23 protein-coding genes are annotated in these 25,411 nt (G+C 29.1%); 15 read left to right on the forward strand and 8 right to left on the reverse strand.

What is annotated here, in order from left to right:
• Positions 1–33: 33 nt before the first annotated feature.
• Both radA and rsmI read right to left on the reverse strand, forming a co-directional pair.
• Entirely contained in the window at positions 34–1,422 is a 1,389-nt protein-coding gene (gene radA / locus BT0_RS02115; RefSeq protein ID WP_011772373.1) for a DNA repair protein RadA, read from the reverse strand.
• Between the two features lie 387 nt (positions 1,423–1,809).
• The gene (rsmI, locus tag BT0_RS02120; protein ID WP_011772374.1) at positions 1,810–2,484 is read right to left on the reverse strand and encodes a 16S rRNA (cytidine(1402)-2'-O)-methyltransferase; all 675 of its coding nucleotides are present in this window, start codon (positions 2,482–2,484) and stop codon (positions 1,810–1,812) included.
• A 269-nt stretch (positions 2,485–2,753) separates the two neighbouring features.
• On the opposite strand from rsmI, the gene BT0_RS02125 reads away from it, so the two are divergent.
• Positions 2,754–3,074, forward strand: a complete 321-nt coding sequence (locus BT0_RS02125; RefSeq protein ID WP_011772375.1) for a hypothetical protein — start codon at positions 2,754–2,756, stop codon at positions 3,072–3,074.
• A 9-nt stretch (positions 3,075–3,083) separates the two neighbouring features.
• On the opposite strand, the gene BT0_RS02130 is transcribed toward BT0_RS02125, so the two are convergent.
• Complete coding sequence (locus BT0_RS02130) at positions 3,084–3,473, reverse strand: DUF1893 domain-containing protein (protein WP_041178474.1); 390 nt, start codon at positions 3,471–3,473, stop codon at positions 3,084–3,086.
• Between the two features lie 114 nt (positions 3,474–3,587).
• Between BT0_RS02130 and BT0_RS02135 the strand changes: the two genes are divergently transcribed.
• The 3 genes from BT0_RS02135 to BT0_RS02145 all read left to right on the forward strand — a co-directional run bounded on the left by BT0_RS02135 (position 3,588) and on the right by BT0_RS02145 (position 5,817).
• On the forward strand, positions 3,588–4,166 hold the full coding sequence (locus BT0_RS02135; RefSeq protein ID WP_011772377.1) for a YigZ family protein: 579 nt from the start codon (positions 3,588–3,590) through the stop codon (positions 4,164–4,166).
• Positions 4,167–4,357: 191 nt separating this feature from the next.
• Positions 4,358–5,110, forward strand: coding sequence for a ParA family protein (locus tag BT0_RS02140; protein WP_011772378.1), 753 nt, complete (start codon positions 4,358–4,360; stop codon positions 5,108–5,110).
• A 2-nt stretch (positions 5,111–5,112) separates the two neighbouring features.
• Entirely contained in the window at positions 5,113–5,817 is a 705-nt protein-coding gene (locus tag BT0_RS02145) for a hypothetical protein (RefSeq protein WP_011772379.1), read from the forward strand.
• On the opposite strand, the gene BT0_RS02150 is transcribed toward BT0_RS02145, so the two are convergent.
• The 3 genes from BT0_RS02150 to gyrB all read right to left on the reverse strand — a co-directional run bounded on the left by BT0_RS02150 (position 5,810) and on the right by gyrB (position 11,075).
• Positions 5,810–6,592: a ParB/RepB/Spo0J family partition protein gene (locus BT0_RS02150; RefSeq protein WP_041178475.1), complete on the reverse strand. Its 783-nt coding sequence runs from the start codon at positions 6,590–6,592 to the stop codon at positions 5,810–5,812. The two genes, BT0_RS02145 and BT0_RS02150, sit on opposite strands and share 8 nt — an antisense overlap.
• A gap of 134 nt (positions 6,593–6,726) precedes the next feature.
• The gene (gene gyrA, locus BT0_RS02155; RefSeq protein ID WP_041178476.1) at positions 6,727–9,159 is read right to left on the reverse strand and encodes a DNA topoisomerase (ATP-hydrolyzing) subunit A; all 2,433 of its coding nucleotides are present in this window, start codon (positions 9,157–9,159) and stop codon (positions 6,727–6,729) included.
• Positions 9,160–9,170: 11 nt separating this feature from the next.
• Complete coding sequence (gyrB, locus tag BT0_RS02160; RefSeq protein ID WP_041178477.1) at positions 9,171–11,075, reverse strand: DNA topoisomerase (ATP-hydrolyzing) subunit B; 1,905 nt, start codon at positions 11,073–11,075, stop codon at positions 9,171–9,173.
• 246 nt (positions 11,076–11,321) lie between these two features.
• On the opposite strand from gyrB, the gene dnaA reads away from it, so the two are divergent.
• From dnaA to BT0_RS02215, 11 genes are all read left to right on the forward strand, one after another.
• Positions 11,322–12,776, forward strand: a complete 1,455-nt coding sequence (gene dnaA, locus BT0_RS02165) for a chromosomal replication initiator protein DnaA (RefSeq protein WP_011772383.1) — start codon at positions 11,322–11,324, stop codon at positions 12,774–12,776.
• Between the two features lie 240 nt (positions 12,777–13,016).
• Positions 13,017–14,177: a DNA polymerase III subunit beta gene (dnaN, locus tag BT0_RS02170; protein ID WP_011772384.1), complete on the forward strand. Its 1,161-nt coding sequence runs from the start codon at positions 13,017–13,019 to the stop codon at positions 14,175–14,177.
• 21 nt (positions 14,178–14,198) lie between these two features.
• Positions 14,199–15,266 (forward strand): DNA replication/repair protein RecF, encoded by a 1,068-nt coding sequence (gene recF / locus BT0_RS02175; RefSeq protein ID WP_041178478.1) that lies wholly within the window; start codon positions 14,199–14,201, stop codon positions 15,264–15,266.
• On the forward strand, positions 15,247–15,546 hold the full coding sequence (locus BT0_RS02180) for a DciA family protein (protein ID WP_011772386.1): 300 nt from the start codon (positions 15,247–15,249) through the stop codon (positions 15,544–15,546). The genes recF and BT0_RS02180 overlap by 20 nt, the downstream gene beginning before the upstream one ends.
• 90 nt (positions 15,547–15,636) lie before the next feature.
• A complete protein-coding gene (gene rpmH, locus BT0_RS02185; protein ID WP_011772387.1) occupies positions 15,637–15,792 on the forward strand; it encodes a 50S ribosomal protein L34 in 156 nt (51 codons plus the stop codon).
• The gene (rnpA, locus tag BT0_RS02190) at positions 15,773–16,117 is read left to right on the forward strand and encodes a ribonuclease P protein component (protein WP_011772388.1); all 345 of its coding nucleotides are present in this window, start codon (positions 15,773–15,775) and stop codon (positions 16,115–16,117) included. Before rpmH ends, rnpA begins: the two co-directional genes overlap by 20 nt.
• On the forward strand, positions 16,114–17,751 hold the full coding sequence (yidC, locus tag BT0_RS02195; RefSeq protein WP_011772389.1) for a membrane protein insertase YidC: 1,638 nt from the start codon (positions 16,114–16,116) through the stop codon (positions 17,749–17,751). The genes rnpA and yidC overlap by 4 nt, the downstream gene beginning before the upstream one ends.
• Positions 17,748–18,470 carry an RNA-binding cell elongation regulator Jag/EloR gene (jag, locus tag BT0_RS02200; RefSeq protein WP_011772390.1) on the forward strand — a complete coding sequence of 241 codons (723 nt, stop codon included), beginning with the start codon at positions 17,748–17,750 and terminating at the stop codon, positions 18,468–18,470. The genes yidC and jag overlap by 4 nt, the downstream gene beginning before the upstream one ends.
• A gap of 150 nt (positions 18,471–18,620) precedes the next feature.
• Entirely contained in the window at positions 18,621–19,679 is a 1,059-nt protein-coding gene (locus tag BT0_RS02205; protein ID WP_011772391.1) for an NAD-dependent epimerase/dehydratase family protein, read from the forward strand.
• A gap of 120 nt (positions 19,680–19,799) precedes the next feature.
• Positions 19,800–20,879, forward strand: a complete 1,080-nt coding sequence (gene fbaA / locus BT0_RS02210; protein ID WP_011772392.1) for a class II fructose-bisphosphate aldolase — start codon at positions 19,800–19,802, stop codon at positions 20,877–20,879.
• Between the two features lie 268 nt (positions 20,880–21,147).
• The gene (locus tag BT0_RS02215; RefSeq protein WP_011772393.1) at positions 21,148–21,558 is read left to right on the forward strand and encodes an Hsp20/alpha crystallin family protein; all 411 of its coding nucleotides are present in this window, start codon (positions 21,148–21,150) and stop codon (positions 21,556–21,558) included.
• Positions 21,559–21,585: 27 nt separating this feature from the next.
• Here BT0_RS02215 and aspS read toward each other — a convergent pair whose 3' ends face one another.
• Together aspS and BT0_RS02225 are read right to left on the reverse strand one after the other, a co-directional pair.
• Entirely contained in the window at positions 21,586–23,343 is a 1,758-nt protein-coding gene (aspS, locus tag BT0_RS02220; RefSeq protein WP_011772394.1) for an aspartate--tRNA ligase, read from the reverse strand.
• Positions 23,344–23,346: 3 nt separating this feature from the next.
• Positions 23,347–25,407: a cation:proton antiporter gene (locus BT0_RS02225; protein ID WP_413966225.1), complete on the reverse strand. Its 2,061-nt coding sequence runs from the start codon at positions 25,405–25,407 to the stop codon at positions 23,347–23,349.
• Positions 25,408–25,411 lie beyond the last annotated feature (4 nt).

Below are 25,411 nucleotides of genomic sequence, written 5' to 3' on the forward strand. Positions count from 1 at the left end.
ACTTTGTCAATACTTAATATTCATTTTTTTATACTATCTATTTTTTAACCGACTGTCTCCATGACCTTCTCTTTTGCTATCTCGCACTAACCGCCTAACAACACCTAACACACTCTCTATACCTTCATATCCATTATAATAATTCTCTCTTAAATTTGCTCCCAAAACATGCTGAAATCCGGCTTTCTTAGCTGCAATAACCTTACTCTCAATATTAGAGGATGCCTTAATTTTTCCTGAAAGAGAAATTTCACCTGTAAAGATTAAATCTTGATTTATAATAACATTGGTTTTGGCAGAAAATAATGCAACCAAAACAGCAAGTTCAATTTCTATATCATCCATCCTAAGCCCCCCAGAAACATTCACATATACATCATCATTATTAAAACTGAGATTCAAATATTTACTAAGAACAGCTAAGATTCTTGATATTTTCTTAGAATCTATTTTTTCTGAAAAAATTCTAGGAATATTCATGCCTGTCCTTGTGACTAAAGCCTGTATTTCAACAAATAAAACTCGACTCCCCTCATTAATGATCCCAATAGCAATCCCTGAAGATATTTCTTCCTTTTTCTCCAAAAAAATAGAAGAGGGATCCTTAATCTCAACAAGCCCCAAACCCGTCATTTCAAAAATACCTACTTCATTAATAGCGCCAAACCTATTTTTAGTAGCTCTAAGCATACGTAACGATTTTTCTGCCTCTTCAAAATAAAAAACAGAATCTACCATATGCTCTATTACTTTTGGTCCTGCTAAAATACCATCCTTCGTAATATGTCCCACTAAACATAAAGTTATATTCTTACCTCTTGCCCACTCTATAAGCTTATAAACACAATGCTTTAATTGAGCAACCCCTCCAAGCCCGCCTTGAACTTCTTTTGAATGCAAAGTTTGAATAGAATCGACAACAATAAAGTCAAGTTCAATATTTGCAAGCATTTTGATTAAAGAATCAACATTTATCTCATTAGTTATCAATATATCAGAAGAAATCCTCAGTCTATTTGCTCTTAATTTAATTTGTGGAATTGATTCTTCACCTGCAAGATAAAGCACATTTTTGTCAGAAAGTGAAAGAATACTAGAAATTTGAAGTAAAAAAGTTGATTTCCCAATGCCAGGCTCTCCTGATATCAAAATTGCACTACCAATTACAATGCCAGCACCAAGAACTCTATCAAATTCTTCAATGCCTGTTAAATGTCTAACATTATCAACCTGTTTAAAATCTCTTAAAGAAAAAATTTCATTTTTTGATTTACTTAAATCTCCCTCATAACCTGATTTAAATTCAGAATAAAGTTCTAAACTTTCCCAACTAAAACACTCAGGACATTTTCCAAGCCACTTTAAAGATTTATACCCACAATTTAAACATTTGTAAATTTCCTTATCCCTATTTTTTATCATAAAACGTCAATAGGTAGACCTCTCTTAATTCGGACAAGTGATAAATCCGTCTTTAAAACTTATGTCCCATCTTGAATTTTCAATATTAAAAAAAATGTTTAAAACCTTTATCATTGTTCTTAAACTCACTGTAAAAATTGTTAAATCAATTCCTTAAAGGTCTAAATACTCTCGCTAAATTTATCACAATTTGCAAAATATATAGCACCAGAATACATTAATTATACACAAAATTATACAAATCAGACTCTTACCTGTTCTTAAACATATATTTGAAAATTTTTTGAATAATCATAACCTCTTTCATAAGCTACTTCCGATTCATCATAATTTATAAACAATCAATAATACCCATTAATACATTTTTTCTCATCTTTTAAAACAATTTTAACTTTTAGACTTCCTGCTAACCAAAACCGTAAATTCTCCCTTATTTTTATTATTCTCTTCAAAATATTCCTTAAGTTCTAAAGGTTTACCAATTTTATATTCCTCATATAATTTTGTCATTTCACGACCAACAAGAACATTAGCATCCAAATTTACTAAAGAAATTTCAAATAATAACTTCAAAATTCTATGACTGGATTCAAGAAGAACAAATGCATCACCTCTATGATAAAGTTCCTCAATCCTTTTGATCCTTTTAATTCCTTTGTTTGGCAAAAATCCTTCAAATACTACAACTTTATCTTTAAAAGGATTTACACTAATAACTGTATTCAAAGAACTAACACCCGGAATAGGAGAAACTTTATGTCCATTTTTAAATGCCGCATCAACAAGCAAACCACCAGGATCGCTAAGACAAGGAGTGCCCGCATCACTAACGAAAGCTACGCTTTTTCCATTAGACAAGTATTCTAATAACAAACCAATTCTCTTATGCTCTATTATAGCATTACAAGAAATTAATTTTTTAACTATACCATAATGAGATAAAAGTCTCTTAGCAACTCTCGTATCCTCAGCAAATACAACATCAACTAATCTTAAAATATCAATTGCACGATATGTAATATCACCTAAATTACCTATAGGTGTTCCCACAATGTATAACACATAATCTCCTTAAAATTTAAAATACAGCTTACCTAACATGCATTAAACTTAATACTGCATAAAAATAATAAATAATATTTAATATTCCAATTTTCGTGAATTTAATTCATAAGAGAAAATTTCACATAAATTAATTATTCTCAAAGTACCCTTACTTTAATAAAAGTACTTGGTTTTTATATCTCCATATAAAAAAATATTTATTTTTATGCTATATTTATATTATTATTTAATTTTAACAACTGAAAACTAAAAGGCGGTAAAGTTTTATGTTTAAACTCATTAAAAAGATCTTTATAATCTATTTTCTATGCATCACACTTACTGGACTTACCATGGTTTTCATCGACAGTAAATTTTCTGAAAGACAAACTATCCAAGATGGTAAAAGTAAAATTATCAAACATGTAATTGATCCAAATTTAATTATGCTTACCTCTGCTATTGGAGGATTTTTGGGAATTTATTCCGGAATATGGTTTTTTGATCATGGAAAAGATAATTTCTACTTAAGCTGGGGAAGCCTAATAATATTAATATACAATATAGGACTAATCATTTCTGTATATTCCAAATCAAAAAACAAATAAATTCAAATTTTAAGAATTACTTACAATAATTCCTCTTTTAATCAGGTACTTATAAACTTCCTCTGGATTTTCTAAGCTTTCAATCAAGTTCTCAGTTTTATCATTTATTTTCTCTACTAACCTTTTAAAGGTTACTCTTATTCCTCTACTTTCCAAAAAGTCCTTTGCTGGTTGCGAAATAACACCTGCCTGAACATTTTGAAGTCCAATATTGTAAATAATAACAGCAGCGGCCTTGCCTACAACTTTATCATAAATTTCTAAACCTTCTTTATTTTGAATGTATTTATTAATAAAATTATCAACCTCCAAGAGGGGTTTTAAACCTCTTTCCATATTAGAGTAAAGTATTCTATGTTCCTTAAACAATTTTAATGTAGGATTTAACCCTGATATCATTTCTAACACCTCTTAAAGACTTGCACTCAAAATTTAAAAAAAACAATTATTAATAATAATAAACATAAATTAAAAATACTTCAACATAAAAAAGATGATATATTATTAAATTAAATGATGCTAATTCCTAAAGAAAATATTTATTCAAAAATTGAAGTAAAAAAATCAATTTTCTTATCATATATTTTTCATGTAGAGAAAAAAGAAGAAATAAATAAAATATTAAAAGAATATAAATTGAAATTTAAAAATGCAACTCATGTTATCTATGGATTTAGAATTGGCAATTCAAATTCATTTATAAACGGAATGAACGATGACAAAGAACCACGATTAACAGCTGGAAAACCTACGCTAGAAGCCATATTAAACAAAAATTTAACAGACACCCTAATTATTACAGTACGCTATTTTGGAGGAACTCTGCTTGGAAAACAGGGTTTAATTAAAGCATATTCCAAAGCAGCACAAGAAGTAATCAACAAATCAAATCTAACAGAAAAGAAAGAAATGGAAACATTATGCCTTAACCTAAACTATAACCAATATAATTTACTTATACGAACAAAAAACAAGATGGAAATTAAAATTACAGACGCAAAATTCCTAGATAAAATAAACACTACAATAAAATTTAACATAAAAGACAAAAAAAATATCATAACATTTTTACAAGCAAATTCTCTGCTCTAATTTGATTTAATTAAGTTATGTCTATAACTTAATTAAACTCTATACACATTAAGCATTTAGTCATGCTAAATGCTTAATGTGTATTGTCTAGTTTTTTCTAAAAAGAATTTTATATATACTATTATCATTTTCACTATTTATGTTCTACAATAGAATATTATTATATATACACTAATTAAGAGAAAATTGTTATGAAAATAATATCCATTATTAATCAAAAAGGTGGTGTTGGTAAGACAACCAGTGCTATAAATATTGCCTATTCAATCACATTGCTTAATAAAAAAGCTCTTCTAATAGATATTGACTCACAAGGTAATACCAGTAGCGGGTTTAATATTTTAAAAAAAGAAGATACAAATTCAAGTTATGAACTTATCTATAAAAAACAAAAAATTACACCTATTAAAAATTTTAACTTGGATATAATTCCTTCAAGTCTTAAGCTAGCACTACTTGAAAAAGAATTAATACATGAAATTGCAAGAGAAAATTTTCTAAAAAATGCTTTAGAACAATATAAACAAGATGACTATGATTTTATCATTCTTGATTGTCCTCCTACTCTCTCAATACTTACAATAAATGCCCTTGTTGCAAGTAAATATCTTTTAATACCAATAGAAACAGAATTTTTTGCATTTGAAGGAATCAATCAATTATTAGATACAATAACTGCTGTCAAACAGATAAATCAAGAACTAGAGATTACTGGTATATTTATCAATAAATATGATATTAGAAACAAAAGCAAAGAAAAATATATTGATTATCTAAAAAAAGTATTCAAAGAAAAATTTTTAAATACCAAAATAAGAAAAAATATAAGCATTTCCAAATCTCAAGAAGAAAACATACCAGTATATATGTATAACAAAGAAAGTAATGCAGCAAAGGACTTTTTAGAGCTTACAAAAGAAATAATAGAAAAAATCAAAGGATAAAAATGTCAGACAATTTAGACACTTTAATGGCTTTAATGGGCCAAAAGTTAAAAAATAATGTAAAAAACGAAAAAACTTTGGCAAAACAAGAATTAATTATAATTCAAAACAAAAGTTTTAAATATGAAAAATTGGATAAAGAAATAGCCGATTTTTTAAAAATGAAGCAATACGAGATTTTCAACATATTCAATAATACCTACACAGAAATTGGAAGAATACTAAAAGAGGCACAAGAAAAACTACGTGGAAATAACCAATATGACGGTCTTTTTTACAAATGGTTTACCAGTATGGGATTTAAAAAAGATAAAGTTTACTCATTGATATCAAGATATGAATTGCTTGTCGAAAATTCCGATAAGCAACTCATAATAAACAATTTACCACTATCACTCTCATATGAAATTTCTAAAAAATCTTGTCCTACTCATTTAAAAATGGAAGTTCTCAATGGAAAAATAAAATCTTTAAAAGAATTTAAATCACGTTATCAAAAAGATGAACATAACAAAAAAAATCTTGAAATAAACTTTAATAAAACACAACTTAACAGAGAAGACATTATAAAATTAATAGAACTACTCTTACAAGAATTAGAAAACATTAAAAACATTAAATTAGATAAAATAGAAAATAAAAAAGAATTTTTGATTATTTTAAAAGACATACGACAAAAAATAAATCTCATAAAAAAAATTACTTAATACTCTCAAAAATAGAAATAATTCTTTTTAAATCAGAAGATGTAAAATAACTTATTTCGATCTTTCCTTTTTCTTTGCTTCCCTTAATACTTATTTTAGTTTGTATTCTGCTTATTAAAAATTCTTTAACACTATTTAAAAAAGGATCTCTTGAGATTTCTGATTTATCATTAATAGGTTTATAAAAATTTTTAACATAATTTTCTGTTTCTCTAACGGACAATTTTTTTTTAATGATTAAAAGATAAAGCCCATACCTATCCTGACTATCCTTTAACGACAATAAAACCTTAGCATGACCCAATGATATTTCTTTTTTATGTAAAGAATTTAATATTTCCTGTTCAAGATCCAAAATTCGAACTAGATTAGCAACGTGAGACCTATTTTTACCTATCTTTTCAGATAAAGCTCTTTGAGTCAAAGAATGCTTATCCATAAGATTTTTATAAGCATACGCCTCTTCAACAGGGGTTAAATTTTCCCTTTGAATATTTTCAATTAAAGACATAAAATCTTTATTCTTTCTAGTTGTCTCTATCTCTATAATAGAGATTTGCCTCATACCAGCTAATTTAGCAGCTCTAAATCTTCGCTCACCTATTACTAGGTGATATCTACCATTATCATGAAAAACAACAATGGGTTGTAATATTCCATTTTCTCTTATAGAGATACTTAATTCCTCAAGCTCAGCAAGATTAATAGACTTTCTAGGTTGCGACTTATCTACATCTACAAGATTAATATCTACCATTTTAAAAGTCTCACTCATTTTATCAAAAACCTCCTTGTAATAATACAAAATTTTATAAAGTTGTTCTATGTCAATTTCAACTAAAAAAATAACCCCAAAAAAAAAGAATGTTCCACGTAGAACATTCCAACAATATAAATAACATTAATTGATCATTTAATAAATTTTGAAACAGACATTAATTTATCCTCATCAAGAGATAACACTTGCATTCCCCTAGCATCCTTACCTTGCTCAGATATTTTGTCAACCAATGTTCGTAAAACTTTTGAAGTCTTACTTACAAGTAATATTTCATCATCCTGTGCAACTGTAATAGCATCAACAACTGCACCTGCCTTTTCATCGGATTTCTTATAGCAAGTATAACCAGTAGCTCCTCTTTTAAGCTCAGTCACTCTAGATATTTCTAATCTCTTTCCATATCCATTCTCAGAAACAATTAAAAGATGGGAGCCTTGTTTTGCTGATAACGCCTTAATAAGCATATCACCCTCTCTTACTTTCATACCAGACACACCCTGAGTCCCTCTGTGTGTAAGCCTAATATCATTTGAATTAAATGCAAAAGCATTGCCCTTCTTAGAAATACAAATAATTTTATCATTCTTAGAAACAATCTCAGCACTTGTAACAAAATCCTTATCATCCAGTTTAATGACAATAACACCTCTTGATTTAACTGTTTTAAAGCCCTCTGTTTCAATACGAGCTATTTTCCCATTTGCTGTTGTTATTAATAAGTAATTATCCAGAGATAACTCATTGCAATTTTTAATAGCCAATATCTCTTCTGTTTCTCCCAAATTAATAAGCTCACGAATATTTTGTCCCTTTGAAGTTCTAGAAGAATCCTTAATTCCATAAGCATTAATTACATAAAGCTTCCCTTCATTTGAAATCATAAGTAAAAAGTCATGGGTATTTACACATAAAGCAATATTAACTTGATCTTTATCTTGTAAGTCAAAAGAACCAAGGCCCTTCCCACCTATACCTTGAAGTTTATACTCATCTTGTAAGATTCTTTTAATGAAACCCTGCTTTGTAAGAATAACAATAACATTTTCCCTCTGCATTAAATCTGACATACTAGTTTTTAAAACCTCCTCATCATAAATTATTTTTGTTCGGCGCTCATCGCCAAATTTTAAACTTAAATTAATAATCTCTTCCCTTACAATATTAACAACTCGCTCTGGACTGACAAGAATATCTTCATAATCTTTTATTAAATCCAAAACAATTTTAAACTCTTCTTCAAGTTTCTCTATCTCAAGAGATGTTAATTTCTGTAACTTCATATCCAATATAGAATTAGCTTGAATTTCTGATAAATTAAATTCCTTAATAATACATTCTTTAGCATCTTTTACAAGTCTAGAAAATCTTATTATTTCTATTACCCTATCAATATGTCTTAAGGAAATATTTAATCCTTCAAGAATATGAGCCTTGTCTCTTGCCTTTTTTAAGTCAAACTCTACCCGCCTTCTAACAATTTCCTTTCTATGATCAATAAATTCAGATATAAGTTCTTTTAAATTTAATTGTTTTGGAATACCATTAACAAGAGCCAAGTTATTTATGCTAAAATTTTTCCTCAGTTCAGTATATTCATAAAGCAAATTCATAACAACATGAGGATCAAAACCTTTTTTAATTTCAAGAACAATTCTAATACCTTCACGGTCAGATTCATCCCTTATATCAGATATACCTTCAAGCTTTTCTTCTTTTATTAAGAATGCAATTTTCATAAGCAAGGAAGATTTGTTAACAGCATAAGGTATTTGTGTAATTATAATAGCAATATGATCTTCTCTCTTTTCTTCAATATGATACCGAGATCGAATAACAACACTGCCCTTCCCTGTCGTATAAGCCTTAACTAAACTCTCATTATAAATAATTTCAGCATAAGTAGGAAAATCTGGTCCTTTAACTATTGCAATTAAATCATACACAGAAACACTATCATGATTTAACATATAAACTATGGCGTCACAAATTTCTCTCAAATTATGCGGAGCCATATTTGTTGCCATTCCAACAGCAATTCCACTAGAACCGTTAACCAAGAGAAATGGAAAAGCAGCTGGTAAAACTTCAGGCTCAAGCAAAGAATCATCATAATTGGCTCTAAAATCAACAGTTTGCCTATCGATATCTTTAACAAGCTCTTCAGCTATTTTTGCCATTCGAGCTTCAGTATACCTCATAGCAGCAGGAGGGTCTCCATCAATAGAACCAAAATTTCCCTGTCCGCTTACTATAGGATATCTTAACGAAAAATCCTGTGCAAGTCTTACAAGTGCTTCATAAATTGACTGATCACCATGAGGATGATATTTACCAAGAACATCTCCAACAATTCTTCCAGCCTTCTTAAATGCTTTATCAGCCCTAAGTCCCATTTCATGCATTGAATAAAGGATTCTTCTGTGAACAGGTTTAAGACCATCTCTCACATCAGGAAGGGCTCTTGAAACAATAACAGACATTGCATAATTTAAATACGAGGTTTTAACTTCATCTTCTATTTTTATATTTAATATTTGCTCTTTATCTTCTTCAATTGCCATTAATGCTCCAATCACACATCAAGATTTACTACATCAAGCGCATTCTGCTCAATAAATTCTCTTCTAGGCTCAACATCATCTCCCATAAGAGTAACAAAAATATTCTCAGCCTGTATAGCATCATCTATCTCTATTAATTTCATTTTTCTAGTAGCAGGATTCATAGTGGTTTCCCAAAGTTGTGTAGGATTCATTTCTCCAAGCCCCTTATACCTTTGAAGACTAATTTTATCCCTTTTGCCAGTCTCGATAGAGCTTAAAAAAACTTCCTTTTCCGAATCATCATAAAAATAATGAACACTATTTTCATACTTAATTTTATAAAGAGGTGGCATAGCTATATATACATGTCCATTATCAATTAACTCCCTCATGTAACGAAAGAAAAAAGTAAGAAGCAATGTTCGAATATGAGACCCATCAACATCGGCATCAGCCATAATAATAATTTTATGATAACGAAGTTTTTCAATATAAAAATTCTTTCCAACTCCAGCACCAAGAGATGCAATTATTGGAATAAGCTTATCATTTGTAATAACCTTATCTTCCCGTGTTTTTTCAACATTAAGCATTTTACCCCACAATGGCAAGATAGCTTGATAAAACCTATCTCTTCCCATTTTTGCACTTCCTCCTGCAGAATCTCCTTCCACAATATAAATTTCCCTTTCAACCGGGTTTTTAGATGCACAATCTGCCAATTTGCCAGGCAATGCCAAGCTTTCAAATGCACTTTTTTTTCTCTCAGACTCTCTTGCCTTTCTTGCAGCCTCACGAGCACGAGCAGCTCTTATTGCCTTATTAAGAATAATATCTACCTCTAAAAGATTATTACCAATAACTTTCAAAAGCTCATTATGTACAATAGTTTCAACAATTTTTTTTATATAAGAATTTCCCAATTTCCCTTTAGTTTGACCTTCAAATTGAGGTTCTGGAACCTTAATAGAAATTACCGCTGTTAAACCCTCCTTAAAATCATCTAATGTAAGATTTGGAACATCTTTTTTGCTTATCTTTGAATCCTTAAAAGCTTCACTCATTGCCTTTAAGAAGCCACTCTTAAAACCAGCAACATGAGTTCCTCCTTCTCTAGTATTAATATTGTTTACAAACGATAAAATATTATCAGAATACCCTTCAGTCCACTTAAGTCCAACACTAACAATAACATCATCATAAGTTCCTTCAATAAAATAGGGCTCACTTTGAATATTTTTGCTATTATTTGTTATAAAATCTACAAAAGCTTTTATTCCACCTTCAAAATAAAATTCTAAAAATCTCTCTTTTCCCAATCTCTTATCTTCAATTGAAATTCGTATCTTATCATTTAAAAATGCAAGTTCCCTTAATCTCTTTGATAAAGTTTCAAAATCATACTCTAAGGTTTCAAAAATCTCAGAATCAGCTAAAAAAGTAACTTTAGTACCCCTATTAGAACTTACCCCAACAATCTCAACCTCAGATGTTGGAATACCCCTGGAATAAGTCTGCTTAAAAAAATTTCCATCCCTGCTCACAACAACTTCTAAAAAAGATGATAAAGCATTAACAACCGAAATCCCAACCCCATGAAGGCCACCAGAAACCTTATAAGTACCTTTATTAAATTTTCCTCCAGAATGTAGCTTAGTCAAAACAAGTTCAAGAGCACTAATTCCTTCCTCTTCATGAATATCTGTAGGAATTCCTCTACCATTATCATTGACTGTTACAGAATTATCTGAATTTATAACAACTTCTATTTTATCGCAAAAACCCGCTAAAGCCTCGTCAATACTATTGTCAACCACTTCATAAACCAAGTGATGCAATCCATTAATTGAAACGGATCCAATATACATACCAGGCCTTTTTCTAACAGCTTCAAGGCCCTTTAACACTTGAATATTACTAGCAACATAACTCATAAACCTTCCACACAATTAATCATAATATAGATATAAGCAAATTTTACATTAAAAACAATATAATATCTATTAAATAACACAAATTACAAGACACATTCAACTTGACTTAAAACCAATAAAATTTCAAGACCCACAAATAGTTAAGATAATGTTCCAGTTCATTATTATACTATATACTTATACATACACAATACTAATAATCAAAAAGATATAATGATAAAAAGCCAAAATTGACGAGGATAAAATATGCAAGAGGGAAAAAACATATGGAGCTTAATTTTAGCAGCAATAAGGAAAGAACTTTCTGAAGAAGAATTTTACATATGGTTTGAAAATTTATATTTCATAGATGCAACTGATGAGAGTATAAAAATATCTGCTCCAAATTCTTTTCATAAAAACCAAGTAGAAAAAAGATTTTCCAAAAGAATAAAAGAAATTCTCACTGAAAAAGGCCATAATACGATTAATGTTGAATTTATAAATCCACCAAAAGAACCTAAGACTCATAGCATGGAATTAAAAAATACTTCACTCAAAGACATTTCCATACAACAAGATTCACCCGAAAAAAGAACAATACTTAACACTCATACAAAGAACATAATAGAGCATACAAAACACTACGTTATAAAAGAAGACATTCATACAAAATATAGAAATCCTTTTCTTAAAAAGAAATACACATTTGAAAACTTCATTATAGGTCCAAATAATAAACTTGCATATAATGCAAGCTTATCAATCGCAAAAAATCCTGGTAAAAAATACAATCCATGTCTAATTTATGGTGGAGTTGGTCTTGGCAAAACACATTTACTCCAAAGTATAGGAAACAAAACAGAAGAATTACATAAAGAATTTAAAATACTTTACGTAACTGCTGAAAATTTTTTAAATGAATTTGTAGAAAGTATAAAAACAAATGAAACAAAAAGATTTAAGAAAAAATACCGACACCTAGATATGTTATTAATAGATGATATTCATGATTTACAAAAAAAAGAAGGTATACAAGAAGAGCTTTTTCACACTTTCAATGCTCTTTATGAAGACAATAAACAAATGGTATTTACATGCGATAGACAACCCTCAGAACTCATCAATTTTACAGATAGATTAAAAAGCAGATTTACAAGGGGACTCAATGTCGACATATCAAAACCAAACTTTGAATTAAGAGTGGCAATTATAGAAAAAAAAGCAGAAGAAGATGGAATAAAAGTTCCAAAAAACATCCTCAACTTAGTTGCTAAAAAAGTTACAACAAATATAAGAGATCTTGAAGCTGCTGTAACAAAATTAAAAGCTCACATAGACCTTGAAGATATAGAAATCGACACTAGCATAGTAGACAAAATAATTAAAGAGATAATAGCTTATGAAAACGATAAAACAAATACAAATAACACAATTAATATTGAAAGTATAAAAAAAGTTATCTTAAGGGAATTAAAACTTACAAATAAAGACATTGAAGGCAACAGCAAAAAACCTGAAATCACAAAAGCAAGACACATTTATGCTTATCTTCTGAGGAATTTTACAGAGCTTTCAACAATTGAAATAGGTAAAATCATCGGAGGAAAAACCCATTCAACAGTGCTTTATTCGATAAATAAGATAGATAAAGAGAGAAACAATGACCTAGAAATTAACAATTTAATCATAGAACTTATGAACAAAATCAACAAAAACTAGCAAAATATATAAAATTCAAAATATTTTTGAACAAATTAAACAAATAATTCATCAAAAAACACAAACAATTAAACATATATTATTCCTTATAAAGTAAAGAAATAAATAGAATTAGACAATTAGACAGCTCCCTACTAATACAACTATATAAATATAATAAAAAAACACGTACAATAAACCGAACAAGATTTGCATTAATGAAAGCCAAAAAATGATAATATAGTAAAAGGAGGTAAAACATTGAACGAAAAATTTATACTGTGCGACACAGAACAGATTTCGAACGAGATTGACAAAGCCAAAAGTATAATTTTAAATAGGAACATAAATGACATTTGGAGTGCAATATTACTCGAAGTAAAAAATTCCAATCTCAAGATAAAGGCAACAGATAGGAATATCTTTTTTGAAAGCACAATCCCAATTGTTTCAGCAGAAAATTTTAAAGTATTAATCAATGCTTCAAACTTTTCAGATGCAGTAAAAGCACTAAATTTGTACAATGAGCTAAAAATAAAATTTATAGAAGATGAAAGCAAATTAAGCATTATTGGTGAATCAGAAAATAAGAATGACAATTTCATAAATGATCATTTAAGTGAGCCAACTTTTTCTAGTGAAGAGATTGAAATTTACAATTATGACATAAATGAAGAGATTTACAATTTAACAGTTGAGTTAACCCAAAGGGAATTTAAGAAAATTATAAACAAAGTCTCATTTTCAGCCTCACATGATGAGTCCAAGAACGTTTTAAATGGAATTTATTTTACAAAGGACAAAAACTCTGCATTGACATTTGTTTCCACCAATTCGCATAGACTGTCTGTATATAAAACAGATTTAATATTTGAGGAGGATATCAATTTTATTGTTCCTGTCAAAATGGTTAATCTTCTAAGGCAGATGATGGTAGGAGAAGGTATTATAAAGCTCAAGATCTCTGATAAAAAATTTTATGTTGAATTCAATAATTATAAAATAGTTTGCAGTCTGATAAATGGAAACTATCCTGACTATGAAAGTATCATACCAAATGAACAACAGAACAAAGCATTAATCGATGTTAGCATTTTAAAAGATAGGCTCTCAAGGGTAAGTTCTTACACAGACAAAAGGTCTAAAAAAGTTATTCTGAATTTTGCAGGCAATCAACTAAGACTTATGGCAGAAGATCCAATTACAGGAAGAAAGGGTGAATTTTTTGTACAAAGTCCTAATTATGATTATGAAGGGAGCGAGGAAGTTGTAGCTATTAATAGTGCTTATTTTACTGAAGCAATGGGTGTATTTGATACTTCAAAGTTAGAGATAAAATTCAGTGGAGGAGGTATATTGAAATTAAGTGACCCTGCGAATTTTGGTTTCATTCATTTGATAATGCCCATGGTATTAAATTAAAATTCTTTTTTATTGGCAAAGATGATAAAGAAAGTAGAGTTCTTTAATTTTAAGAATATAGAGAATCGGGTCATTAATTTTGATTTTAATAATATTTATTTTTGCGGAGAGAATGGTTCAGGTAAGACTAATATTCTTGATGCTATTTATTGTCTTGCTTTTGCATCGTCTTTTCTAGTTCGTACTGATAGAGAACTTATTACATATGGCAAGACCGAATTTTATTTAAAGTGTTTCTATAATACTGAAGGAAAGGCTGGAGAAATTGGTTTGTCCTTAAGGAATGGGAAAAAAGAAATAAAGGTTAACAATAGCATTGTAAAAGATAGAAAAAATTTGATATTGAACATTCCATCAGTTATTTTCTCAAATTATGATACTGACTTTATCATTGGAGCTCCTGCTAAGAAGAGATGGTTTTTTGATCAGGCAATAAGTCTTGTTTCTTTAAGTTATTTAGATTCTCTTAGGAAATATCGAAAGATTTTACAGCAAAGAAATTTGATTTTAAGACAAGGCAATAAAGATTTACTTAAAGTTTATAATGAAACTTTTGTTGATTTTGCTTTTGAGATAACAAAAATGAGGGAAAATTTTATCAAGCATTTTTATGAGTTTTTTAAGTACTATTATTCTTTTATTTTTGATGTTTCTTATAGTTTAGAGATTAAATATTTACCTTCTGTGAAATGTTCTAAAAGGGATGAATTTTTGCAGACTTTGCTTTTAAAAGAACAAGATGAACTTTACAGTGAAAGTACTTTAATAGGTCCACACAGAGATTTATATGAGATATTAAGTGGTGAGAGAGTGTTTACTCATCATTCTTCGACAGGACAAATCAGGGCACTTGCTTTGATTTATAGACTTATTCAGGTCATTATGTTTAATAAGCAATTTGGTATAGCTCCCATTTTGCTTTTTGATGATGTATTTTTGGAATTGGATAGTATGAGAAGAAAGAGAATCTTTGATATCCTACCGAAAGATTCTCAATGCTTCTTTACGTTTTTAGATGACTGTTATGATATTAAACAAGACAGTAAGTTTATAGTATACAGGATTAAGAATGGAAGATTTCAGCTTTAAAAAAGCCGCTGATGTACTTAAAGAATATTTAAATACGGATATATGTGCTAATGAAAAGCTAAATGCCAGTTTTATATTGTCTAAAAATTGGCAAATTATATTTAAAGATCTTGCAGATAGAGTAAAATTATTGAATTTGAAGGATAATAAAATATTATTTGTTGCTGTTAAGAATTCAAGCGTTCTATATACTGTTTCTCTTAATAGATCAAAAATAATAAAATTAATAAAGGAGTCTACAGGTCTTGAAATATTGGATATAAAGGTTTTGATAAGATGATTTTGTTGACAATTGTATTTGTATAATATAATATTGTAGTGTTTAACTTATATCTTATGACTAAAGAATGTTTTTAATTGGAGGGCTTTTTTGAAGAGGACTTATCAGCCGAGTCGGGTTAAGAGAAACAGGAAATTTGGGTTTAGGGCTAGGATGAAAACTAAGGGCGGAAGACTTATTCTTGCCAGAAGAAGGGCTAAGGGAAGATCAAAATTAACTGTTTCTGATGAAAAAAAGAAATATTAGCATAAAATCAAAGGTAGAAATTCAGGAGCTTTTTAAAAAAGGTAGATTTATTAGGATAGAAGGAATTAACATATTTTATGAGTTTACAAGCTTATCAATCTCTAGAATGATTGTTACTTTTCCTAAAGTTTTTAAAGGTGCTGTTAAGAGAAATCGTGTTCGGAGAATTTTTAAGGAATGTTTTAGGAAACAGTTAGCTTTACTTAAAAATAGGTATGTTGACTTTATTTTCGTAGTTTATCCTCAAAGAGTAGATGTTAATTATTGTGAAGTTGATACTATGCTAAAGAATATAATTGTGCATGTCATGAAGAGGAAAGTGTGAGTCAGAGTAAAAGAATTTTAAGAGCTATTTATTTGTCTTTATTTTTTATTGGTATTTTTATGCTTGTTGATGATGTCTTTTTCTCTAGAAAATCCCCTTCTGTAATGGAGAGAGAGATTGGATTTAATTTAGATAGAGATTTTGATGTTGAGCATCATTCAATTGATGAAAATGATACTTTAAGTTTAAGTGCTAATTCTAAAGAAATTGGTGTTGAGACTGGCATATATTATGCTACTTTTTCGACATTTGGAGGTAATTTAGTTTCTCTAAAGCTTAAAGATCATTTAAATTTAGAGAGGAATCCAACAGAAATGGTTAAGGTTAATATGGACAGGGAAGGTCTTTTTTATATTACCTTTGATAACTTAACTAAAAGTTTGTTTTCATATGACAAAATAAATGATTATACACATGAGTTTAAGACCAAGTTTGAATATAATGACAAATATTATGAGTATATAAAGAGATATACATTTTCAAGCAAAGATGAATATTTAATCAAGCTTGAAATTTTTTTAAATAATGTTGATGCTAATGATAATTTTGATATTGATTTTTATAAATTTGTATTAAGTTCTGATATTGAAAATTTAAGTGAGAGAGGTAAACTGCAATATAATAATTATTTATCTCAGAGTATTTATTATGATACTAAGCTTAGATATGGTAAGGATGGTTTAAGTGTTATTAAGCCTAAGTGGGTTGGTTCAAGCACTAAATATTTTGAAGTTTTAGTTTCAAAAGAAAATATGAATGTTGAATTCAAACAAGAAAATAAAGTTTTAAAGACTTTTGTTTTAAACAAAATAGGTGACACTAGTTTTAGTGATACCTTTTATATTTATGCAGGTCCTAGAGATAATGGATATTTAGATATTTTTAATGAAAATAATCTAAATAGTTTTGGTTTATCTAATGTTGAATTTGGAATGTCTGTAGAGAAAAGCTTGTTATACTTTATTCAAGTTCCTATGCAATTAATAATGCAAATTTTTTATGATGTTATTCCTAATTGGGGACTTTCAATAATTTTTTTGACAATTGTTGTAAGAATACTTATATTTCCTTTGACTTTTAAGAGTTTTAGGGCTACAGCAGAACTTTCTAAGTTACAGCCAAAAATGAAAGAGATACAAGTAAAATTTAAAAATGATCCCAAAAGATTAAATGAAGAAATGGGTAAACTTTATAGGGAAGAAGGTGTTAATCCTCTTGGAGGATGCTTGCCTATTCTTTTACAACTACCTGTGTTTTTTGCTCTTTATGGGCTTGTAAATAATTTCTTTTTGCTAAGGGGGGCTAGTTTTATTCCAGGTTGGATTGATGATTTGTCAATTGGTGATAGCATATATTATTTTGGGTATAAAGTTTTTGTATGGACTGATATTAGAATTTTACCTTTTATTATGATGATTACTCAGTTATTATCTACAATAATTAGTTCTAATGTTAGTTTTAAAAATCTTGGATCACAACAGAAATTTTTATATTTTGGTATGCCTATTATGTTTTTTTTCATACTTTATGATATGCCATCAGGACTTTTAATCTATTGGATTACAACCAATATTTTTACTATTTTGCAACAATACTATATAAAGATGAATGTATCTGAAAGGAGGAACAGATGAGTTATGAATTTTATGGAAAAACAGAACAAGAAGCAATTAAAAAGGCAATGAGAGATCTTGATTTAAGAGAAGGTGAGTTTGATGTAGAGATTTTGGATAAGGAAAAGGTTGGATTTTTATTTAAAAAAGAGATGATTAAGATAAAAGTGTCTCCTCATGTGAAAGAGGACACACTAAAGTCTGAGGCTCAGATTAATGAAGGTATTTGTGATAAGGTTTTGGATTTTATTAAAGAAATGATAAATAAAATGGGTTATTGTGTTGATTTAAAGATTGAATCTAGAGAAGGTGAGTATATTAAGATTTCTATTGATACAGACAGTCCAAATATCTTGATTGGAAGAGAAGGAAGAAATTTAGATGCTTTGCAGCTTTTGGCAAATGTTTACATGTCTAGGCTTATTGGAGACAATGGTATTTTTAATAGGATAGTATTAGATATTGAGGATTATAGAGAAAGATTTAAGTCAAGATTTATTAATTTGGCAATCAATTCTTTGCATAAGGTTAAAAGGAGTAGACGTTCTATTCTTTTGCCAACAATGAATCCTTTTGAGAGAAGAATTATTCATACTACTTTGAATCGTTATAGTGATATTAAAACAGAGAGTGAGGGAGATGGAAATTTAAAGCGAGTTAGAATTTCTTATGTTAGGAGTAGTAAATATAATAATAACTTTCGTAGTTATCAAAAAAGGGACTCTAATGTTAGGAAATAAGGTTTTTTCTTTCTATATTTGTAAACCGATGATTTATATTCATATGTTTATATTTTACTTGAGCGACTGATATTTAATTGGTCTGTGTTTTGTAGTTATGGGGATTAGGATAATAAATTTATTATTTATTTAATTTAAGGGGATTATTGTATGAGAGTATTTTTAACGGGTATTGCAGGATTTATTGGATTTCATGTTGCCAAGAGGCTTGCTGATAATGGACATGAAGTTTTAGGTGTTGATGTTTTAAATGATTATTATGAACCTAATCTGAAATATGAGAGATTAGAAGTTTTAGGGTTCGATCGTAAGAATATAGGTAGTAAAAAAGTTATTCAAAGTAATAAATATAATAATTTAAGTTTTATTTATCTTGATATTTTAGATAAAGATAAAGTCTTATCTCTTTTTTCTGATTATAAATTTACGCATGTTTGTCATTTGGCAGCTCAGGCCGGTATTAGAGATAGTATTGAAAATCCCGATAGTTATATTTCAGTTAATATTGTTGGGTTTTTTAATGTGTTGGATGCATGCAGAATACATAAAAGTCATATTGAGCATTTTGTTTATGCCTCAACATCTGCAGTGTATGGAATAAATAAAAAGATGCCTTCAGATGAGGATAGCATTACAGATCATCCTTTAAATTTATATGCAGCTAGCAAAAAGTCTAATGAAGTTATAGCTCATGCTTACAGTTCATCTTTTAATATTCCAACAACAGGATTAAGATTTTTTACGGTTTATGGGCCTTATGGCCGACCTGATATGGCATTATATTTATTTGCAGATGGGATTATAAAACAAACCCCCATTAATGTTTTTAATAATGGGGATATGGCTAGAGACTTTACGTATGTAGATGATGTTGCAGATGGTGTTTATAGTGTACTTAAAAAACCAGCGGAGAGTGATGTTAATTTTGATGTACAAAATCCCAATTCTTCAAGCTCCCTTGCTCCTTATAAGATATATAATATAGGTACGGGACATGCTACTGAGCTTTTGGAGTTTATTAATGAACTTGAAACAAATCTTGGAAATAAAGCTTGTAAAAATTTTTTACCTATGCAAAAAGCAGATGTTGTGAAAAGCTGTTGTAATATTTCAAAACTTAAAACTGATTTTGCTTATGAGTCCTTAATCTCTATTAAGGAGGGGATAAAAAAATTTGCAAATTGGTATAAATCTAAGATAGTTGAGTAGTATATTGTTCTGTATTTGTTTGTTTTTTGAATTTTTGTTTTTTTAGATTAGGGTCAGTTTTAGGTTTTAAGGTATATAATATAAGATATATGTCATTTTATGAGGAAGGAGGTATTATAGGTGGGTGTGTTAGATAAGATTAAGCCTGGAGTGGTTTATGGTAAGGAGCTACATACTTTATATGAAATATGTAAGAGTGAAGGATTTGCTATTCCTGCAATTAATTGTGTAGGTACAAATTCAATTAATGCTGTTTTGGAAGCAGCAAAAGAAATTAATTCTCCTATTATGATACAGTTTTCAAATAGTGGTTCTGCTTTTGTTTGTGGTAAGGGACTCAAGGTCGAAAAACCTCAGGGGACTTCTATCCTTGGAGCCATTTCTGGTGCTATGCATGTTCATTTGCTAGCAGAACATTATGGAGTGCCTGTTGTTCTTCATACAGATCACTGCGCAAAAAAATTAATTCCTTGGGTTGAGGGGCTTTTGGAGTATGGAGAGAAATATTATCAAGAGCATAAACGTCCTTTGTTTTCTTCACATATGTTAGATTTGTCTGAAGAGCCAATTAAAGAAAATATTGAAATATCAAAAAAGTTCTTAGAGAGAATGTCTAAAATTGAGATGTTTCTGGAAATTGAGCTTGGAATTACTGGTGGTGAGGAAGACGGTGTTGATAATTCAGATAGGGAGCAACATGAGTTATTTTCAACCCCTGAAGATATTTATTATGGATATTCTGAACTTATGAAAGTTAGTCCTAATTTCCAGATTGCAGCAGCTTTTGGAAATGTTCATGGAGTTTATAAGCCTGGAAATGTTCAGCTTACCCCTAAAGTATTAAGAGATGGACAAAATTATGTTATATCAAAGACTAATTCAAGTGATCCAAAGCCTGTTTCATATGTGTTTCATGGGGGTTCTGGCTCTACAATAGAAGAGATTCATGAAGCACTCTCTTATGGTGTTGTTAAAATGAACATTGATACAGATACTCAGTGGGCTGCTTGGGAAGGCATATTGAATTACTATAAGAATAATGAAAATAGATTACAAGGGCAACTTGGTGATGGTAGTAATGCTGATGTTCCAAACAAAAAGTTTTATGATCCAAGAGTGTGGCTTAGAGAATCTGAGATTAGCATTAAGGAGCGTGTAAAACTTGCTTGCAAGAGTCTTAATAATATTAATAGAAATTGAGACAAGTATAATTAAAATTTTGAACTTTGTCGCCTTATAAGGGCGACTTTTTCATTTTTGTGTATTTATTATACATAACTGGACTTATTATTGTATTTAAATGTTAAATTTATTCCCATCATCATTATACTTATTATTTATTTATTTATTTATTTATTTATAATATTTATTGAATATTTGTTTAAAATTATTGAATATTTGTTTAATATTTAAATAGAATGTTTTTTTTGTATGAGCTTTTATATAAATTGATAAAAAGGGGTTTTATATGTTATTAACAAATTATAAGAAAAATTTTCTGGATTTTTTGAATGATGATTTTGATTTTATGAGTCCTAAAGGTGTTCATGATATTCCAGTTAATATTAAGGATGAGGGCAAATCATTTATTCTTGAAGCTTACTTACCGGGGATAAAAAAAGATGATATATCAATTTCAATTAAAAATGATTATTTGACAATAAGTTATGAGAGTAAGGATGAATCAGAAGAGAAACATGATAAGTACTTAAGAGTAGAGAGAAGAGATATCTCTTTTGCAAGAAGTTTTAGATTATCTGGGAATATTGATCAAGATAAAATTAAATCAGAACTAAAAAATGGTGTTTTGCATATTAAGCTTCCTAAGAAAGCGGAAGTTATTGAGAAAATCCAAGAGAAAAAGATTGCGATTGAATAAGGTTGGTGCAAGGATGCTTTGGCATCCTTAATTTTTATAATCTTCAATTGTCAAATTTAGTTCTCTTAGTTGTTCGTTTGGAACCTTTGAAGGAGCTTTGTCAAGTGGGCTTGCTGCGAATGAATTTTTTGGGAAAAGTATTACATCTTTTATTGAACTTGAGTGTGTCATTATCATTAAAAGCCTATCAATTCCAATGGCTATTCCACCATGAATAGGAGCCCCATATTCTAATGCTTTTAAAAAGAAACCAAATCTCTCTTCTGCTATTGTGTCTTTAAATCCCACTATGTTAAAAATTCTTTGTTGAAGTTCTCTTGTATGAACTCTGATTGATCCTGAACCAAGTTCCATGCCGTTTAATACAAGATCATAAACTTCTCCTAAGACTTTACTTGGATTGCTTTCTAAAGTATCGATATATTTTTGTTGGGGAAGTGAGAACATATGATGGGCTGCTTTATAGTTTTTTGTGTCTTCATCGTACTCAAATAGGGGAAAATCATAAATCCATAAAAATTCAAATGTATTTTTGTTTGTAAGGTTTAGTTCATTTGCAATTTTGATTCTAATTTGTCCCATGGCTTTGCAAGCAGTTTCCCATGAATCAGCTATAAAAAATATTATGTCGTTGTTTTTAAGTGAGTAAGTTTGAAATAAAGTTTGTTTTATTTTATTTAAAAATTTGGCAATGCCCCCTACAAATTCATTATTTTCTATTTTTGCAAAATAAAGACCACTTGTTTTGTAAATCTTGGCATGTTCTTCTAAATTGTTAATTTTACTTCTTGAAAAATTATGAGCTTGATTTTTTATTATAAGTGCTTTTATTGTGCCTTTATTTTGTAATATATCTTTAAAAACATTAAATGAGGATTGCTTAAAATATTTACCCATGTCTTGTATTAATAATTCATACCTAGTGTCTGGTTTGTCGCTTCCATATGTATTCATTGCATGTTTGTAAGTCATTCTTTTAAATTTTTTTGGTAAACTAATGTTTAGTGTGTTTTTAAAAATGGTGAAGATAAGATTTTCCATTAATTTAAATATATTTTCCTTCTTTATAAAGCTCATTTCAATGTCAAGTTGTGTGAATTCTGGTTGTCTGTCACCTCTTGAGTCTTCATCTCTGTAGCATCTAGCTATTTGAAAGTATTTGTCAAGTCCAGCTATCATTGTGAGTTGCTTATAAATTTGTGGTGATTGTGGTAGTGCATAAAAGTGCCCTTTATGTATTCTTGATGGGACAAGAAAATCTCTTGCGCCTTCTGGGGTTGATTTGACAAATGTTGGGGTTTCTAATTCTAAGAAGTCTTTTTTTGTTAAGTAATTTCTAATTGTATGTGTTACTTTGCTTCTTAATATTATTTTTTGTTTTTGCTCTTCACGTCTTAAATCTAAATATCTATATTCAAGTTTTGCATTTTCATTTGCATTATTGTTATCTTCGATCATAAAGGGCAGTTCATTACATCTTGAAATTATATTTATATTCTCTGCAAGTATTTCAAATGCCCCTGTTCTCATTTCTTTGTTTACGAGATTTGAAGGTCTTAGTTCTAATTTCCCTTGGACTTTAATGCAGTATTCCATCTTTATTTGAGATGTTATCTTTAAAAGCTTCTCGTCATTTACAAGTACCTGTGCTTCATCATATCTATCTCTAAGATTAATAAAGGTAACTTTTCCATGATGTCTTATTTTTTTTACCCAAGCATTGATTTCTATCTTTTGGTTTATAAGTTTATCGTTTATTTGATTGCATTTAATGGTCTTGAACATAATTTATCCTACTATTATATTATAAATTTCTTTATCGGTTTTAGCTTTAAGCATTTCCTTTTTATTAGAATCAACCTTACCCACAATCGATGCTAAAATGCGTGGGTAATTAACATATTCTTTTGCTGGATATAGTATTAATATAAATATATGACTTAAATTTTTATCAGTGGCATTAAAGTCAATTCCATCATGACTGATACCAATGGCAATATGCATTTTTGTAATTAAATTGGTTTTTAAATGAGGTATTGCAAATCCTTCTTTAAGGGCTGTGGTTATTAGCTTTTCTCTTTCCATTAAGTCTTGTAATATTATTTCTTTGTCAATTTCAATTTTTATTACACCTAATAATTCTCTTAATACTTCGGTTTTATTTGTTGCTTTTAATTCTAAAATAATGTTTTCTTTTTTAATTCTTTTATTTAGAGCGATGTTACTGCGTATTTTATCATAATTGATTGAGTAGTTTAATTTTTGTGCCTTTACAGAAACAGTTTTAACTTCTTCAGTTATTCTCTCTAAGTTTAGAATAGTTTCTCTAAATAAATCTTGTATGATGATTAAGTGTTTATTTGGACATTCAAATGTAATCTTGCTTCCCTCTCTTTTTATGGATAGTGAAATGTCATTATATCTTGCGTTTATGTATTGTGAGAAGTCATTTTTTATTTGTTGGGTGAAAAATCCCTCTTTCCTTAATTCATTTTTTAATTCCCATACAAGTATTTTTGTTAGGTTGTCATATTTGAATGATACTGTGATTTGAGTATTTTGCTCTGTTTTAATTTCTTTCTTTAATCCATTTTTATTTATTTGGAATAGAATATTTATTATTGGTGTTACAATGATTGTTGGCAAGAAAACTATGATTATTGTTATTCCAAATATTTTTTGACTTATAAATTCAGAAGAGAGTGCTAAGTTTGCAATAATTAATGATATCTCACCTCTTGGAACCATTCCAAAAGCTATTCTTAGTGCACCTAGCTTGTTAAATCCTAAAAAACATGATGGAATGAAACAATATATGAGTTTTGTTGCTATGGCTATGAGGCTGAGCAGAGTTCCAAGAATTAAGACTTCTTTTGATAATATTACATTAATGTCGGCCATAAGCCCTATTGATGTAAAGAATATTGGAATAAAAAACCTTTCAAATATTGTTAATTTATCTTGGATTACACATACAATATCCGTTTTTGACATGGCAAGTCCAAATATGTAAGCTCCAATTACAAATGACATTCCTAAGTTTTGAAAAAAGCTTGCAACAATAAAAGTAAAAGTAATAGTTATAACTGTTGCTAGAGTAACACTATTGAAGCTTTTTAGTAATTTTGAAATTGGTTCTGATAACAAGATCAATATGAATGTTAAACAAAACCAAATTAGTATGTTCTTAATTGTGGCTGTAATTGAGATTGCGATATCAAGATCTGATAGTGATCTTGATATCGTTATTACACTTGTGAGCATGATCATTGAGAGGACATCATCAATTATTGAAGTTGATATTATTGTAACTCCTTCTGATGTACTCATTTTTTTCTTAGCTGAGAGTATGCTTGCAGCAATTCCTGCAGAAGAAGGTGTTGCAATAATCCCTATAAAAAGAGCTGTAGGACTTATTAATTGTACATCAAATAAAATGGTAGATATTAGTGCAAAACTTGTAAAAGTACCAATAACTTCCGTTATTCCTATTAGTCCCCCACGTGGTAGGAATTTAAGGAATAATTTTAAATCTGTTTCAAGACCTGCCATAAATAGTAGGATAATTGAGGCTATTGTTGATATTGCAAATATTTCTTCATTTATTAAGTAATGATCGCTAACACTAATGATTCCTAGTGGAAATAATAAAGGTATTTTAATCTTGCCAAGAAATGTTGGACTTAAAAGTATGCCTGCTGTTATTTGTCCTATTACTTTTGGGATTCCGAATTTGCTTACTAAATTGCCAAGTAGACTGGCTGATATTACAATGATTGCTAAACTCATTATGAAAGAAGAAATTTTGGCGTCAATATTATGGCTTGTGTCTTTCATATAGTCTGCCATTCCA

It is taken from the genome of Borrelia turicatae 91E135 (assembly GCF_000012085.2).
Taxonomy (GTDB): Bacteria; Spirochaetota; Spirochaetia; order Borreliales; family Borreliaceae; genus Borrelia; species Borrelia turicatae.